Here is a 15,053-nt window from a genome sequence, read left to right on the forward strand (position 1 = left end):
TGCGGCAAGCAATGATGACTGATTTGCCAGAATCAGGAACGAAGTAGATGGTCCCATCTGCTGACAAAATGCCCCGCTTATCGGTGGAAGCAAAATTGATTTTGGTTTCTTTAGTAATAAGCTTTGGATTGTACGAATACGGTGGGGGCTGCTGACAACTTACGTTTGACAGTACGATTATTAATGCGGCTGTGAAAACGGAGAAAATATGCGGACAGGTGTAAACGATACCAGGCACAATAAACAAAAACGGCCGGCTCCCTCACAGGAACCGGCCGTTTTCATTTCCAGACAAACTTAATTACTCGCCTTTCTTCTTCGAGTCTTTCGGCTCGTCGTCGCTTGGCTCGGGAGCTTCCTCGGGCCGCTCGTCGCTGGCGAGGTTGGTCTGCTCGCCGCTCTTGCTTACCGAGAAGGTCAGTTCCTCCGCGCCGGCCGTGTAGTCGGCGGTGATGACGTCACCTTGGGCAATTTCAGCCTTCAGGATTTCCTCGGCAATCGGGTCTTCAATGTACTTCTGGATGGCCCGGTTCAGCGGACGTGCGCCGTACTTGGGGTCGTAGCCTTTTTCGGCCACGAAGTCCTTGGCAGCTTCGGTCAACTCCACACGGTAACCCAGCGTCTGGATACGACCCAGCAGTTTGCTCAGGCTGATGTCGATGATCTTATGGATATCGGCTTTTTCCAGCGAATTGAACACAATGACGTCGTCCAGACGGTTCAGGAACTCGGGCGAGAAGGTTTTGCGCAGGGCGTTGGTGATGGTGCCCTTCGTCAGCTCGTCCATGTTCTCCTGCCGGGCCTTGGTACCGAAACCGATACCGGCGCCGAAGTCCTGCAAATCACGCGCCCCGATGTTCGAGGTCATGATGATGATGGTGTTCCGGAAGTCCACCTTGCGGCCCAGGCCGTCGGTCAGAATACCGTCGTCCAGCACTTGCAGCAGGATGTTGTACACGTCCGGGTGCGCCTTCTCAATCTCGTCCAGCAGGATAACCGAGTAGGGCTTACGGCGGATTTTCTCCGTCAGCTGACCGCCTTCCTCGTAGCCCACGTAGCCGGGAGGCGCGCCCACCAGGCGCGAGATGCTGAATTTCTCCATGTACTCCGACATATCAATCCGCACCAGCGAATCTTCCTTGTCGAAGAGGTAGGTAGCCAGCACTTTCGCCAGCTCCGTTTTACCTACGCCCGTGGGGCCTAGGAATACAAAGGAGCCGATAGGTTTCTTGGGGTCTTTCAGGCCTACACGGGTGCGTTGGATGGCTTTCACCAATTGCTTGATGGCCTTGTCCTGCCCGATTACCTTACCTTTCAACTCTTCGCCCATGTTCAAGAGCTTAGAGCTTTCCTTCTGGGCCACGCGCGAAACGGGAATGCCGGTCATCATGGCAATAACCTCGGCCACATTCTCCTCCTTCACGGTGTAGCGCTTCTTCTTGGTCTCCTCTTCCCAGTCCTTCTTGGCTAGTTCGAGCTGATCAATAAGCTTTTTCTCCGTGTCGCGGAGCTTGGCGGCTTCCTCGTACTTCTGCGACTTCACCACACGGTTTTTCTCGCCCTTGATGTTCTCAATCTGCTCTTCGAGCTTGAGAATATCCTCGGGCACCACGATGTTGTTGATGTGCACGCGGGCACCGGCTTCGTCGAGAATGTCGATGGCCTTATCGGGCAGGAACCGGTCTGACATATAGCGGTCCGACAGCTTTACGCAGGCCTCAATGGCCTTGTCGGTGTACACTACATGGTGGTGGTCCTGGTACTTGTCCTTGATGTTGTTCAGGATTTCAATCGTCTCCTCGGGCGTGGTGGGGTCCACCATCACCATCTGGAAACGACGGGCCAGCGCGCCGTCCTTCTCAATGTATTGACGGTACTCATCAAGCGTCGTGGCACCGATGCATTGGATTTCGCCACGGGCCAAAGCCGGCTTGAACATATTGGAGGCATCGAGCGAACCGGAGGCACCGCCGGCACCTACAATCGTGTGCAACTCGTCAATGAACAGAATCACGTCGGGCGACTTTTCCAGCTCGTTCATCACGGCCTTCATGCGTTCCTCGAACTGGCCGCGGTACTTGGTTCCAGCCACCAGCGAGGCCAGATCCAGCGTAACCACCCGCTTGCCGAACAGCACACGCGACACCTTTTTCTGGATGATGCGCAAAGCGAGGCCTTCGGCAATAGCCGTTTTACCAACGCCGGGCTCCCCGATGAGGATGGGGTTATTCTTCTTGCGGCGCGAGAGAATCTGAGCTACGCGCTCAATTTCCTTTTCGCGGCCTACAATCGGGTCGAGCTTATCTTCCTCGGCCAGCTTGGTCAGGTCGCGGCCGAAGTTGTCAAGCACCGGAGTGCGCGACTTCTCGTTGCCTTTTTTGGGTGTAGCACCGGCTCCGGCTCCGCCGCGGCCTGCACTGCCCCCAAAGAGGCGGTCGTTGTCGTCGTCATCGGCCTCAGGGCCGGAGGTGGGGTTGTTCGCCGAGTTACCGTGGTAGTCCAGCGAATCGCGGACGGATTCGTAGTTCACGTTGAATTTGCTCAGGATTTGGGACGAAATGTTGTCTTCATCACGCAGGATCGAGAGGAGTAGATGCTCCGTCCCGATAATCTCGCTCTTGAAGATTTTAGCCTCGAGGTACGTAATCTTGAGGACTTTCTCGGTCTGTTTGGTCAATGGGATAGAGCCGGTAATGCTCGTGCCCTGGGTAGCCGTGTTACGGGTGGCCTGCTCCAGGGCATACTTAAGCTCGTCAACCGATACGCCCAGCTTCTTGAGCAGACCGATGGCTGTGCCCTCCCCCTCGCGGATCATACCCAGCAGCAGATGTTCTGTACCGATATAGTCGTGCCCGAGCCGGATGGCCTCTTCCCGGCTCAGGGAGATGACCTCCTTGACTCTGTTTGAGAATTTAGCTTCCATGCAGATAAGGTAGTGAAGAAAAACGGAACCCCGCAAGGCCAAATGGGGCCCAACTTGCGGGTTTGGCCGATATAACCTGAAAACAGATTGAGTCGGGCGTTGGTTCGGGGGCGACAGTATGCACTACGAAAGAAAACTGCCGGCGGCCGGACCCTGCATAAAGAGCAGGTCTAAGATGCTGAGACCCGGTACAAAATCTTTACCAAAGCTCTGAGGGTAGGGCCGTACCGACGTCCTGTCAGGTTCAGGGGAAACAGCCGCTTTGGGGGTCAGCCAATCGCGCCGGTCCAGCAAGGGTGAGATGGTGAAGTTGTGAAGTTGTGAAGCGGCGGATGGTGCTACGTACTCCGGCGTCAGGTGAACAGGCAGGCGGAGGCGCAGGCAGCGGAAGTAGAAGCGCAATAGCAGTGTATTCAACTCAAATAGCCGCTGAGGCTTCTGGAAGTAGATATCGTGCAGATACTCGGCATAATACTCAAAGTACGGGGTGCCACCGTAAGCGGTTTGCAGGGTGCGCCAATGGCGGTGAATCCAGTTCTGACGGTAATCAATTTCAATTTCTGTAGTCAGGACTTTCTCACTGCGGTTGCCATCAATAACGGGCACGGTGAGGGCCTGGGTGCCCTGAGCGGTCAGAATCAGGCAGCGGTTACGGTAGGTTTGCTTGCGATAATGCTCGTGGGCCTCCAGCCAAAGGGCTTCGGCCCCAAGAAGCTCGGTGAAAAACGCGGCCGGTGGGTTATATTGAGATTCGAACAGAACAGCAGGCATACGAATGAAAACCGTCCCCAGGTTGGGACAAGAAAAAAAGTGAACTGCGCTAAAGAACACGCTTAATCCTGGATTTCATAGCAGAAACCGAGCTGCCGGGCTTGCGTGTCCGGTTATGGTACGGGCTGGTGCCGAAGTAGGACACCGGATTTGTGACGCGCGGACCGACGCCGCTGTTGATGGGTGAGCTAACCGAAAAATTGCCGTTTTTTGTGGTGAGTTGGCTGCCATTATTTTCTGCCGGAACTGCCAGCCGGTTTCGGCTTTACCGCCAATCTGACACTATGTGTTTCTCTAGTCGCCTTCTGCCCATTTTTTCTCTGGTGGCTGCCAGCCTTTCGGCGGGTGCTCAGCACCAGCTTCAGCTTGATGTTGCTCGATTTCGGAACGATGACATAGCGGTGAAAGGTGGGGTAGTAGAGGTGTACGCTACCGTAGCGGGCAAAAGTCTGACCTATCAGAAGCGCGGCCCAAAAATGTTTCAGGCCGGGGCTACTGTTACGCTAGAAGTAGTGCGCCCCGACGGTACAGCGGCCTATCAGGAAACTGTCACGCTGAAGCCGCCGGTGCTGCGTGATACCACGGCCGTCATTAAAAACCCCATTAGCTTTCAGAAGCGCCTGAACCTGCCGGATGGCCGCTACACGCTCCGGGGGCAGATGCGCGACCTGTACCGGGCCGGCTCTGCCGATATCGTGGAGCAGCCTCTGACGGTGGAATTCGGCGCGACGAAGCCCGTATTGAGTGATGTAATGCTGCTGGCCAAGCCAGCCAGCCGTTCGGCTGTTGAGCCGAATAATTTCATGCGCAACGGACTGAGCCTGACGCGGGCGGCCGGCGGCTTGTACGCGCGCGGCCAGGATAAGCTGTTCTTCTATACCGAACTCTACAATGCCGCCGCCAACCAACCCCTGACGGTGCGCTACCGGCTCCGGGCTGCCAAAGCGACTAAGGATGCCGCCACTGGTCAGCATACTGTGCAAGGAGCCGACGGCAAGCCCACCGTGCTGGCCGGAACGCTGGACCTGAGTAGGGTGCCCACCGGCGAATACATGCTGACTATAGAAATTCGAAACGCTAAAACCCAGTTGCTGACTACTCAGACTACCACCGTGCGCCGCAATACCGCCGATTATGCTCCAGCCGGGGCTGTTATGCCCCGATGAGTCGAAGTAAATTGTATTCCTGGTACTACCGGCCGCTGGAATGGCTGCTGATTGGAATTTCCCTGCTGCCGCTGCCGGTGCTATATGGCGTGGCGCGCGGTCTGTATTGGCTCATGGCCTACGTAGTGCGTTATCGGCAGCGGGTGGTGCTGGAAAATATGCGCAACTCGTTCCCGGAAAAGTCGGAGGCCGAAATCCGGCGGCAGGCTAACGGCTTCTACTGGCACTTTGCGCAGGTTATTGTCGAGATTCTGAAACTGCGCACGATGTCGGCACAGCAAGTGCGGCGGCGCGTACGGTTTACGAATCCGGAAGTATTAGGCCGGTTTTTTCCGGAAGGCAAGCAGGTGCTGACGCTGGGCTCACACGCGGGTAACTGGGAGTGGCTGCTGGCGGCCGCCGCCCTGGAATACCCGGGTAAGGCCGGAGGCGTGTACAAACCACTGATGAACCCGTTTTTCGAGCAGTTTATGTTACGGCTGCGGACCCGGCTGGGGGCGCATCTGGTGCCTATGCTCAATACGTTGCGCGACTTTGTAAAGCACCGGGGGCAGGGGCGTACGCTCAGCCTGCTATCGGACCAGGCGGCTGGCCCCGAGGACCACCCGTACTGGACCAACTTCCTGCATCAGGATACACCCTTTTATACCGGTGCCGATAAGCTGGCGGCTCAGTTTCAGTGCGCGGCCGTGTTTATTAGCATCCGGCGCGTCCGCCGTGGCTACTACGAAGTCACTTTTGCGGAGCTGCACGACGGTGAAAAGCCGCTGATACCGGAGCACGCTCTCATTGAAGCCTTCGCCCGCCATCTGGAGCGTGATATTCAGGCCAATCCATCGGAGTATCTATGGTCGCACCGCCGCTGGAAGCACAAGCGTCAGAAGTGAAATTGTGAAGGGTGAAGTTGTGGCGGACATTCACAACTTCACCCTTCACGATTTCATCGTTACTCACAGATACTGCTCAATGTCGCCGGCGCCTTGGCGGATGATTTCGAAGTCCTCGTTGGTACAATCCACTACGGTACTGGCAGTGTTGTTACCGAAACCGCCGTCAATGACGAGGTCAACCAAAGGACGGTACTTCTCGAAAATCAGATCGGGGTCGGTGCTGTACTCCAGAATTTCGTCGTCGTCGCGGATGGAGGTGCTGATGATGGGATTACCCAGCTCACGCACCAGCATTGTGCAGATCTGATTGTCCGGCACCCGGATGCCCACTGTTTTGCGCTTTACGCCCCCATAGCGTGGGGCTTTCGTGTTGGCTTCAAAAATGAAGGTAAAAGGTCCGGGTAACGCCTTTTTCAGAACCTTATATACCGGCGTGGTAATGCCGTTGGCGTAGTCGGTAATGTGCGAGAGGTCGGAGCAGATGAACGACAGGTTGGCCTTCTCCGGCTGTACTCCTTTGATGCGGCACAGTTTTTCCACTGCCCGGGCATTGTGAATATCACAACCCAGCCCGTAAATGGTATCGGTAGGGTAAATGACGATGCCGCCTTTGCGGATGATTTCCACGGCTTGTTGAATCCGGTTCAGCGGTGGGTTATCGGGGTGAATGCGGAGCAGCGTTGCGGACATAGCGAAAAGCAGAAATTGAATGAGCAGTTGGCCCCGCGCCGATGGACGTCAGGGGCAGTCAAGGTACAAGTGGTTGCGGTAGCCTGCTACCCTTTTCGGTAAAAAGGTCTGCGGGGTTGCTTGCCGGGAGCCAGCCAGCCGTTTTTAGAACAAAAAAAGAACCCCGACCAGTCCGGTCGGGGTTCTTTTTTAAGCATGAGGAGGCAAAATCCCTACTGCTTCACGATTTTGTGCGAAGTCAGTGTGTTAGCATCCTGCACCAGCAGAATGTACTGGCCGGCGCGCAACGAGCGCAGGCTGAACGAGCCATCGAGGGTAGAAGTGCCTTTAAGCACGGCGCGGCCCGTCAGGTCGGTTACCGTAACGGTGGCTTTGGCAGCGCGGCCGGCCACCTGAATCGTCAGGTTGTCGGTAGCGGGGTTCGGAAATACGCGCACGTTGCCGGCAGTCAGAGCCTGGCGGATACCGGTAATCACCGAGCCTACATCTTCCTTGGTGCGGGGTACAATCTGGTAGCCACCGGCGTAGGGAGCAGTGCTGGTAGTGGCGAACTGCGAGCCAATGCCCGTGAGGGAGAACGAACCGGTAGGAGCCGGCTGGTTGAACAGGGTAGAAGCCGGGTTGATGCGTACCGCGTACGAAACACCAGCGGCCGTTTGTACATCAACCGTATAGGCGGCCGTAGCAGTAGTGCTCCACTGGCTAGGGGTGGTAGCCGTTACGTTCGGCAGCACAATCAGCTGCGACTCTTCGGCTTCCGTCAGGGCGGTGGTGACTACGCGTGGGCGCATCAGCTTGCTGGTACCCAGGCGGGTAATAGCGGTAACGGTGAGCTGCGACAGACCCCGGAAGGTGCCCAGTGTACCGGTTACCTGTACGGAGTCGCCTTCAATGGGAGCAAACGACAGGTTCGTGGAGCTGAACAGGCCTAGGCCGCCGGTGCGGTCCATAATGGTGCCCTGGTAGCCCGTGGTGCGGAAGTTAGGTCCGTAAATCACGCCGGCTACGGTGAAAGAGCCGGTTTGCGTAGGTGTGCCATCCGCATTGACCGGCTTGAGGGCTGAAATAGCAGTGATAGTAGGAGCGGGGGCTGTGTCGTTGTCGGTGATGGTGATGGTGTACGAACCATTGCCGATGGTAGCCGCGCCAGCGGGCAGCACGTTTTGCAGAGACAGGATAATGGTTTCGGCCGACTCAAAAATGGCATCATCTACCACGGTCAGCGTAGCGTTCTGGGCGGCAGTAGAGCCAGCCGGGAACGTCAGGGTCTGGGTCGTGAAGGTGTAGTCGGCGGGGGAGGTAGCCGTGCCGGCCGAGGCGGCCAGGGCCACTTGCACCGTTACGCTCTGGGTTGGAGCTGCGCTCAGGCTTACCGGAATCTGAATGGTACCGGCGCTTTCGGCCACGGTAATAGCCGGCCCGAAGGAAACCGTAGGAGCGGTAGTTGTACCAGCCACTGCTGCGCCCAGGACCCGCACGTTATCAACACGCCAGCTACCTGAAGTCGCTTCGGCATTGTACCCGTAAATGCGGAACTCAACAGCCGAGTTAAGATTGGCGAAAGTTGCTGGCAGCGGCACCAGCTTGTTGGCACGGGTGTCCGTGTTGTCGGGTACATTCACCGTGATAATGTTGGTAGCGAAGTTGTCGACGCTAGAACGAATAGCCCAGTCACGAACACCCGTTCCCGAACGACGCTCATCCAACCGCAGGCTATCCAAGCGCAGGGTGTAACCAGCGCTGGGGGTAACCGAGAAGCTGAAGTAGTCGGCCGCATCCAGTGCCGTAGTGGTCCAGTCAACCGCCGTGAACGTGTTAGCCCCAGCTGAAGGCGTAACACCTGTACCGCGCGACATTACGCTGAGCGTAGCGTTGGTAGGCTGCGCATCGGCCGGGAAGGTTACTTCGCTACCTGCGGCTCCGGTAAAAGAATACTGACCCAACTGTTGGGCCTGTGCGGCCTGCGTGAGGCCTAGCAAAGCTGCCGACAGCACTACGTAGCGCACGGAAGGCAAAGAGTAGGTTTGCTTCATAAAAAAGAAAAGGAAGTGATAGAAGGAGGAACTAAGGGGAAGAGACGCAATTTCGGTGGAAAGGTTGACGCGTAGGCACACCCAGGGAAACCGTGTACTTTTGAACCGCAAAGCTACCCCTGATTGTTGGTCCTGGCCACAGATGGGTCAGTAAGCAATGTTACCGTTTTGTTACCACTTCCTGCCTCATGGCCAAAACCCGCATCGACTACAAAGCGCAGGCAACCCGCCGCCGCAACCGTTTCGCCTACACGGCCGGCATTTTCGGGCTGCTGCTCATTACCTTCTCCTACTATTTCTACCAGGTTTTCTTCACGCCCAACGTGGAAACCAAGGGCCGCCCGACTTACGTGGTGGTGCGCCGGGGCGAGTCGGCCCGGGAGGTGCTGGACTCCATTGATGCCACGGGCGTCATCGTGGATAAACTTAGCCTGCGCTTCGTGGCCAAGGTGATGAAATACGAACAGCTGGTGAAGCCCGGCCGCTACGAGCTGAAGGAAGGGTACACCAACCGCCAGCTCATCAACGACCTGCGCACTGGCCGCAACCGCCTGCCGCTGCGCCTTACGTTCCAGAACATCCGTTTGCGCGAAGACCTGGCCCGCAAGCTGGCTACCACTATCGATGCCCGTCCCGAGCGGTTCGACAGCCTGCTGACTTCGCCCGACTACACTAAAAGCCTGGGCTTCGATACCACCAGCATCCTCACCATGTTCATTCCGAACACGTACGAGTTGCCCTGGAACGCCTCCGCCGAAAACCTCATGCAGCGCATGAAAAAGGAATACGAAAAGTTCTGGACGCCAGCCCGCGACGCCAAGCGCAAAGCCCTGGGCCTCTCGCGGGCTGAGGTGAGTACCCTGGCCAGCATTGTGGAGGCCGAACAGCAGCAGCACGCCGACGAGCGGCCCCGCGTGGCGGGCGTATATCTCAACCGCCTCAAGCGCGGTATGAAGCTCCAGGCTGACCCGACGGTGGTGTACGCTAACCACGACTTCACCATCAAACGCGTACTCAACGTACACTTGGCCAAAGATTCGCCCTACAACACCTACAAGTACGCCGGCCTGCCGCCCGGCCCCATCAACCTGCCCAGCATTGCCAGCATTGATGCCGTGCTCAACCCCGAGAGTCACCAGTACCTGTATTTCTGCGCCAAGGAGGATTTCAGTGGCTACCACGCCTTCGCCCGCAACGAGCAGGAGCACTTGGTAAACGCCCGCCGCTACCAAGCTGCCCTAACGCGGAGCGGCATTATGAAGTAAGAGCACGCGAGATTCCTCAGCAAGCTCGGAATGACAATACTGACAAGATCATGTATCAATCTGACACCCAGATCCGCGTGCGGTACGCCGAAACCGACCAGATGGGCTACGTGTACCACGGCAATTACGCGGCGTATTTTGAAGTGTGCCGCACCGAGGCCTTCCGGCAGCTGGGCATCAGCTATAAGGCCCTGGAAGCCGACGGCGTGGGCATGCCGGTGGGGGAGATACGCACCCGTTTCCGCCGCCCCGCCCGCTACGACGACCTACTTACGGTGCGCCTGTTGTTGAAGCAGCCCGCCGAGGGTACGCGCGTATTGTTCGAATACGAAATCTACAACGAGGCCCACGAGCTGCTCACGGAAGGTCACACGCTGATGGTCTTCGTGAGCATGGCTACCGGCCGCCCGGTCCCTATTCCGCAGGATATTGCCGCCAAGTTGGCCCCATATTTCACCGACGATGAAATCGCTGGCCCGCTCACCCCGCCCAAAGCTCCGGGAGATGCCCCTGCTCCAGCGGCGTTTCTAAAGTAGAGTAACTGAGTAGCGGAGTATCTGAGTGATTTTTACAGCGCACATGGCGCACATTGCTCCGCCAGAACAGTTACTCAGTTACTCCGCAACTCAGTTACTCTGCCTCCATGCGTCTTCCGGTTCGCCGTTATCATATTCCCGATGTGCGCCGCCGCCGCAGCTACCGGCGCGCCATCGTGTTTCTGAAGCAGCTCCGGTTTGCCAGAGGGCGCGCCTCCGTGTATGACGTGGTGGACCGGCTGCTGCAGGAAATCCGGCTGGATGGCATTGCCAAGCGGGCCAGCTACATGGCCTTCAACCTCACTATTGCCATCTTCCCCACCATTATCTTCCTGTTCACGCTCATCCCCTACATTCCGGTGCCCAACCTGAATGTGGACATCCTCCAGTTTCTGGCCGACCTCATTCCCCGGGAAATGTACGTGGCCGTTTCCGGCACCATTGAGGATATCGTGAACATTCCCCACGGCGGGCTGCTGTCCTTCGGTTTTGCCACGGCCCTAGTGCTGAGTTCCAACGGCATCATGGCCCTGCTTGATGCGTTTGAGAAGAAATATCCCTCGTTCAAGAAGCGTACCTATCTGCGCAAGCGGGTTATTGCCACGCTACTCACGGTAGTCCTGTCGTCGGTGCTCCTGTTTGCGGTGGCAGGCATCTTTTTCGGGACCTACATCATTGATGCGCTGGTGTACCACGAAATCGTGCCCGAAGCCATGACCGACCAGCTGACCGGCGTGCTGCGCTATGGCTCGGTTGTCAGCCTGTTCCTGCTCACAACCTGCCTGGTATACTACTACGTGCCGCCGGTGCACGATAAATGGCCGTTCATCTCGGCTGGGGCAGTGGTGGCCACGCTGCTCATTTTCCTGGTGTCCTTCCTGTTTATCCTCTACGTCAAGATTTTTGACAGCTACAACCACTTCTATGGCTCCATCGGTACGCTGGTGGGCTTCATGGTGTGGCTGGATTTCGTGTGCATGACCCTGATTCTGGGCTTCGAGATAAACGTGAGCATTGATGCCGTAACGGGGCGGCTGAAGCGGCCGGCGGCCCTTGCAAAGGCTGTGGCTCAATAGGCTAGGGGAGAAGAATTTGTGCCTGGAAATGAGCTGCTAAGCCCGCCACCGGAGAAATATTTGGCCGGGCAGCTTGTTCATCTCCGAATCGTCTCTACTTTTGCCATCCCAAACCACTCATTTGGGACCTTTACAGAGAGGTGGCAGAGTGGTCGAATGCGACGGATTCGAAATCCGTTATACCTGCAAGGGTATCGGGGGTTCGAATCCCCCCCTCTCTGCACAAGGCTTTTTCATCGCTCGAAAAAGCCTTTTTCCTTGGTCAGCATAGCGGCAACGCACTTTACTTACTCTATTACAGAGGAGTGGCAGAGTGGTCGATTGCGGCGGTCTTGAAAACCGTTGAGGGTTAAACCTCCGGGGGTTCGAATCCCTCCTCCTCTGCGAAACTGCTTGGTGCATCAGGAAAATAAAAAGCCCTCTGGTTATCTACCGGAGGGCTTTTTTATGTCCGATAAACTATTGATTTCCGGCCCGTAAAACGTTGTTTTGACGCTGATGCAACCTGTGGCCCAGCGTAGGTGTTAGCCCAAAACCGTTTGGCGGCTGGCGTGCTATTTGCTGCAAAGCCGCTCGTAACTTTGCCCGTATCTATGTCCGAAGTGCTTTTCGACATCAACCTACAACAACTGCCCGACGAATTTCTGACGGGGAACTGGCGCGTGGCGGACCGGGTATTGAACCAGACAGACCCGGCCAGTATGTTGGCCCGCGCTGAGCGTTTTGCTCTCCAACCCGGCACGGTAGACGTGCTGGCGGCCAACCAGCAGGATTCCGGCCACTGGCTGGTACAGCGAGATGCGCTGCTCAACCGTCCGTATTTGGAACTGCATCTGGGCCAGGAAAAAACCCGGGCCTTGGTAACGCGGCTGCGCCGCTCCCGTAACGGGGCGGAAAGCCAGCTGCACCTTTACTTCCAGTCGGGCATGGAAATGCAGCTCACCCAGCCCTAATCCGCTTTTCGTACTTTCCTTTACGTCGACTAGGTATGGCCTCTGCCACTAATTCTGACCCTTCTCGCTTCACTCCGGTCATTCAGGAACTCCAGGACCGGGCAGGCACGGTGCTGCTCAGCATTATGGATGCGGCTGGCAAAACCATTTTCGCCAGCCCGCAGCTGCTCCAGTTTACGGGCTTTACGCTGCCCCAACTCAGTACGGAATGGATCATGCTGGTGCATCCCGACGACCAGGAACGCATAGCTGCCCAGATGCAGCACATGGTGCAAGGCGACCAGCCGTACCAGATTGAGTGGCGGATGCGACGCCAGGATGGGCAGTACCGCTGGGTGCGCTCCTCGGGCCACCCGCAGCTGAACGAAAACAGCCAGGTGCAACAGTGGATCATCAGCACGCTGGATATAGAGGACGTGCGCGCCGGCCAGACGGGTAACATAGGGTCAGATCAGGACTTTAGCTTTCTGGCTGAGCTGATTCCCCAACTCGTCTGGACGACTGACCCCACGGGCTTTCACACCTACTTCAACCAGCGCTGGACCGACTTCACCGGCTACACGTTGGCCGACAGCGTGGGACCCGATATGTGGAATAACCTGCTGCATCCCGACGACCAGGAGCGCGCCCGGCAGGTGTGGGGCCATTCATTAGCCACTGGCGACTTTTACGAAATTGAGTACCGGTTTAAGGCCCGACAGGGCAATTATCGGTGGTTTTTGGGTCAGGCGGTACCGGTGCGCAACGCGGCCGGCGAAATCGAAAAGTGGTTTGGCACCTGCACCGATATTCACGACCAGAAGATGCAGCAGCTGGCATTGCGCAAGCGGGAGCAGGACTTCACCACTCTGGCCAACGCCATTCCGCAGTTGGCCTGGATGGCCGACGAAACCGGATCTATCTTCTGGTATAACGACCGGTGGTTCCGATTCACGGGGGCCACGCAGGAGGACATGATGGGCTGGGGCTGGCAGAAAGTACACCATCCCGAGTACGTAGAGGCCGTTAGTGCTGGCTTCCGCGAGGCTGTGGCCCAAGGCCAGACCTGGGAGGATACTTTCCCGCTCCGTCGCCACGACGGCGAGTACCGCTGGTTTCTGAGCCGGGCCTTGCCGGTGCGCAACGAGGCCGGCCAGGTAGTACGCTGGTGCGGCACCAATACCGATGTAACCGAGCAGAAACAGCTCCAGAGCCAGCTGGAGCGCGCCTACACCGATTTAGAGGCCAAGGTAATGTTCCGGACCCTGGACCTGGAGCGCGAAGTGCAGGAGTTGCGTCAGCGTCTGAATGGCTGACTTAACGAGTCGACAGCCCAATAAAAAGCCTGTGGTGCAAGACGCGCCACAGGCTTTTTCATAGGCCGAAACAAACGATGTGCAGTTTTGAGGCAACACATCAAGCCAGGGGAAATCAGGCTCTGGGTGCTGGGTACTCTTTACTCTTCCGCGTCCTGGCCTTTTTTCAGCTCGGCATCAAGGAAATAGGCGCCGTGGCGGACGAGGCGGGTGGTGTCGGCTCCGGCGTCGAGCAGGGTCACGGCCACGTCGCCAGCGTCGGTGGCTCCGGTTTTTACTTTATAGCGGCGGAAGGTATTGGGGCGGGTCTGGGCGAACAGGTAGCTGAACTCGCCGGCCTGCACCAGCGCGTCTTCGGGCACGGTACGCTGGCGGGCTCCGGCCGTTTGGATGTGGGCCGCCACGTACTGGCCTGGCAGCACGTCGGCGCGCTCGGGCTCCAAGTGGGCGTGCACGCTTACGGTGCGGCCGTCGTCGTTGAAGGCCCGCCCCACCAGAAACACGCGGGCCGCCATGTCCTCATTGGAGCCCCGGCTGGGAATCTTGAACAGGATGCGTTGCCCGATTTTCACCCGGGCAATATCCCGCTCAAACACCTTTAGCTCCAGGTGCAGGTCGGAGCGGTCCACCACTTCCACCAGCACGTCCTGCGGATTCACAAACTGCCCGGGGTTGATGTTCACGGCCTTCACGTACCCTTTTATGGGCGACACCAGCGGTACGGTAGGCGAAATCTCGCCCCGGTCGAGGCGCGCCATTGAAAGGCCCAACATGCGCAACTGGCCGGCCGTGGCGCGCAGCAGGGCCTGCTCCGAGGTGTACTCGCTCTGGGCCTGCTGGAGCTTGCGCTTGGCCCCTACATCTTCGGCATCAAGGGTTTGCTGGCGCTTCAGCTCCTGCTCCAAAAACCGCACGCGGGCCTTGCTTTGCAGGTATTCCTGCTGGAGTTTGAGGTAATCGGGGTGGCGCAGCACGGCTACCACGCCGCCGCGGGCTACCTGCTGGCCCGGCAGCACGGCCACGCTCTGCACGTACCCGCCCATCACGGCCGATACTGAGGCCCGGTTCTGGGGCGGCACATCAATGCTGCCGTTGGCCTGCACATCGGTGGTCATGTTTTTCCAGACGAAGGAACCCGTTTCCAGCCCGGCGGCCCCCCGCTGCGCAGGGCTGATCTGGACCACGTCGGGGTTGGGCGGCGGGGCCGCAGCCGCCGGCGGGGCCGCAGCTTCAGTCTGCGCGGATTTGTCGGAGCCGCAGGCCGTGAGCAGGGCGGTAATCAGCAGAAAATACGTCGGTTTCATAAGGTTGAGCAAGAGGAACAGCCGGGAGGCTGAATGGGGAAGGGCGTCCCGGTCCGGCGGCTTTTTTCAGCCGTCGGGCCGGTTGCCGGTTCAACTAGAACGCCGGAACGAGGCCGGCAGCTGAAGTCACAACGTCAGCTGACAACGACCG

General features: G+C 57.8%; 12 protein-coding genes and 2 tRNA genes. 9 read left to right on the plus strand and 5 right to left on the minus strand.

What is annotated here, in order from left to right; genetic code table 11:
• Positions 1 to 301: 301 nt before the first annotated feature.
• Together HSW_RS05895 and HSW_RS05900 are read right to left on the minus strand one after the other, a co-directional pair.
• Positions 302 to 2,923 (minus strand): ATP-dependent Clp protease ATP-binding subunit, encoded by a 2,622-nt coding sequence (locus HSW_RS05895; RefSeq protein ID WP_044001214.1) that lies wholly within the window; start codon positions 2,921 to 2,923, stop codon positions 302 to 304.
• Positions 2,924 to 3,046: 123 nt separating this feature from the next.
• The gene (locus HSW_RS05900; protein ID WP_044001215.1) at positions 3,047 to 3,694 is read right to left on the minus strand and encodes a WbqC family protein; all 648 of its coding nucleotides are present in this window, start codon (positions 3,692 to 3,694) and stop codon (positions 3,047 to 3,049) included.
• A gap of 323 nt (positions 3,695 to 4,017) precedes the next feature.
• On the opposite strand from HSW_RS05900, the gene HSW_RS05905 reads away from it, so the two are divergent.
• Both HSW_RS05905 and HSW_RS05910 read left to right on the plus strand, forming a co-directional pair.
• The gene (locus HSW_RS05905) at positions 4,018 to 4,860 is read left to right on the plus strand and encodes a hypothetical protein (RefSeq protein WP_044001216.1); all 843 of its coding nucleotides are present in this window, start codon (positions 4,018 to 4,020) and stop codon (positions 4,858 to 4,860) included.
• Positions 4,857 to 5,747, plus strand: coding sequence for a lysophospholipid acyltransferase family protein (locus HSW_RS05910; RefSeq protein WP_052346153.1), 891 nt, complete (start codon positions 4,857 to 4,859; stop codon positions 5,745 to 5,747). The genes HSW_RS05905 and HSW_RS05910 overlap by 4 nt, the downstream gene beginning before the upstream one ends.
• Positions 5,748 to 5,810: 63 nt before the next feature.
• On the opposite strand, the gene HSW_RS05915 is transcribed toward HSW_RS05910, so the two are convergent.
• Both HSW_RS05915 and HSW_RS22550 read right to left on the minus strand, forming a co-directional pair.
• Complete coding sequence (locus tag HSW_RS05915; RefSeq protein ID WP_044001217.1) at positions 5,811 to 6,440, minus strand: L-threonylcarbamoyladenylate synthase; 630 nt, start codon at positions 6,438 to 6,440, stop codon at positions 5,811 to 5,813.
• Between the two features lie 212 nt (positions 6,441 to 6,652).
• Complete coding sequence (locus HSW_RS22550) at positions 6,653 to 8,473, minus strand: Calx-beta domain-containing protein (protein ID WP_052346154.1); 1,821 nt, start codon at positions 8,471 to 8,473, stop codon at positions 6,653 to 6,655.
• A 188-nt stretch (positions 8,474 to 8,661) separates the two neighbouring features.
• Here HSW_RS22550 and mltG point away from each other — a divergent pair, with 188 nt between their 5' ends.
• The 7 genes from mltG to HSW_RS05955 all read left to right on the plus strand — a co-directional run bounded on the left by mltG (position 8,662) and on the right by HSW_RS05955 (position 13,598).
• Positions 8,662 to 9,738 carry an endolytic transglycosylase MltG gene (mltG, locus tag HSW_RS05925; protein WP_044001218.1) on the plus strand — a complete coding sequence of 359 codons (1,077 nt, stop codon included), beginning with the start codon at positions 8,662 to 8,664 and terminating at the stop codon, positions 9,736 to 9,738.
• A 50-nt stretch (positions 9,739 to 9,788) separates the two neighbouring features.
• Positions 9,789 to 10,274 carry an acyl-CoA thioesterase gene (locus HSW_RS05930; RefSeq protein WP_044001219.1) on the plus strand — a complete coding sequence of 162 codons (486 nt, stop codon included), beginning with the start codon at positions 9,789 to 9,791 and terminating at the stop codon, positions 10,272 to 10,274.
• Between the two features lie 107 nt (positions 10,275 to 10,381).
• The gene (locus HSW_RS05935; protein ID WP_052346155.1) at positions 10,382 to 11,350 is read left to right on the plus strand and encodes a YihY/virulence factor BrkB family protein; all 969 of its coding nucleotides are present in this window, start codon (positions 10,382 to 10,384) and stop codon (positions 11,348 to 11,350) included.
• A 134-nt stretch (positions 11,351 to 11,484) separates the two neighbouring features.
• Positions 11,485 to 11,571, plus strand: a tRNA-Ser gene (locus tag HSW_RS05940).
• 78 nt (positions 11,572 to 11,649) lie between these two features.
• Positions 11,650 to 11,734 (plus strand) — tRNA-Ser (locus HSW_RS05945).
• A 209-nt stretch (positions 11,735 to 11,943) separates the two neighbouring features.
• Complete coding sequence (locus tag HSW_RS05950) at positions 11,944 to 12,303, plus strand: hypothetical protein (protein WP_044001220.1); 360 nt, start codon at positions 11,944 to 11,946, stop codon at positions 12,301 to 12,303.
• A gap of 35 nt (positions 12,304 to 12,338) precedes the next feature.
• Positions 12,339 to 13,598: a PAS domain-containing protein gene (locus tag HSW_RS05955; RefSeq protein WP_044001221.1), complete on the plus strand. Its 1,260-nt coding sequence runs from the start codon at positions 12,339 to 12,341 to the stop codon at positions 13,596 to 13,598.
• A gap of 140 nt (positions 13,599 to 13,738) precedes the next feature.
• Here the strand turns inward: HSW_RS05955 and HSW_RS05960 are convergent, their stop codons facing one another.
• Positions 13,739 to 14,902 (minus strand): efflux RND transporter periplasmic adaptor subunit, encoded by a 1,164-nt coding sequence (locus tag HSW_RS05960; protein ID WP_052346156.1) that lies wholly within the window; start codon positions 14,900 to 14,902, stop codon positions 13,739 to 13,741.
• Between the last annotated feature and the right edge of the window lie 151 nt (positions 14,903 to 15,053).

Origin of the sequence: Hymenobacter swuensis DY53 (assembly GCF_000576555.1) — a bacterium.
GTDB classification, from domain to species: domain Bacteria; phylum Bacteroidota; class Bacteroidia; order Cytophagales; family Hymenobacteraceae; genus Hymenobacter; species Hymenobacter swuensis.

What these genes read in the sequence shown, in the direction of transcription:
- HSW_RS05895 (WP_044001214.1), bottom strand. Translation starts at nt 2,923, where the DNA reads ATGGAAGCTAAATTCTCAAACAGAGTCAAGGAGGTCATCTCCCTGAGC.
- HSW_RS05900 (WP_044001215.1), bottom strand. Translation starts at nt 3,694, where the DNA reads ATGCCTGCTGTTCTGTTCGAATCTCAATATAACCCACCGGCCGCGTTT.
- HSW_RS05910 (WP_052346153.1), top strand. Translation starts at nt 4,857, where the DNA reads ATGAGTCGAAGTAAATTGTATTCCTGGTACTACCGGCCGCTGGAATGG.
- HSW_RS05915 (WP_044001217.1), bottom strand. Translation starts at nt 6,440, where the DNA reads ATGTCCGCAACGCTGCTCCGCATTCACCCCGATAACCCACCGCTGAAC.
- HSW_RS22550 (WP_052346154.1), bottom strand. Translation starts at nt 8,473, where the DNA reads ATGAAGCAAACCTACTCTTTGCCTTCCGTGCGCTACGTAGTGCTGTCG.
- mltG (WP_044001218.1), top strand. Translation starts at nt 8,662, where the DNA reads ATGGCCAAAACCCGCATCGACTACAAAGCGCAGGCAACCCGCCGCCGC.
- HSW_RS05930 (WP_044001219.1), top strand. Translation starts at nt 9,789, where the DNA reads ATGTATCAATCTGACACCCAGATCCGCGTGCGGTACGCCGAAACCGAC.
- HSW_RS05935 (WP_052346155.1), top strand. Translation starts at nt 10,382, where the DNA reads ATGCGTCTTCCGGTTCGCCGTTATCATATTCCCGATGTGCGCCGCCGC.
- HSW_RS05950 (WP_044001220.1), top strand. Translation starts at nt 11,944, where the DNA reads ATGTCCGAAGTGCTTTTCGACATCAACCTACAACAACTGCCCGACGAA.
- HSW_RS05955 (WP_044001221.1), top strand. Translation starts at nt 12,339, where the DNA reads ATGGCCTCTGCCACTAATTCTGACCCTTCTCGCTTCACTCCGGTCATT.
- HSW_RS05960 (WP_052346156.1), bottom strand. Translation starts at nt 14,902, where the DNA reads ATGAAACCGACGTATTTTCTGCTGATTACCGCCCTGCTCACGGCCTGC.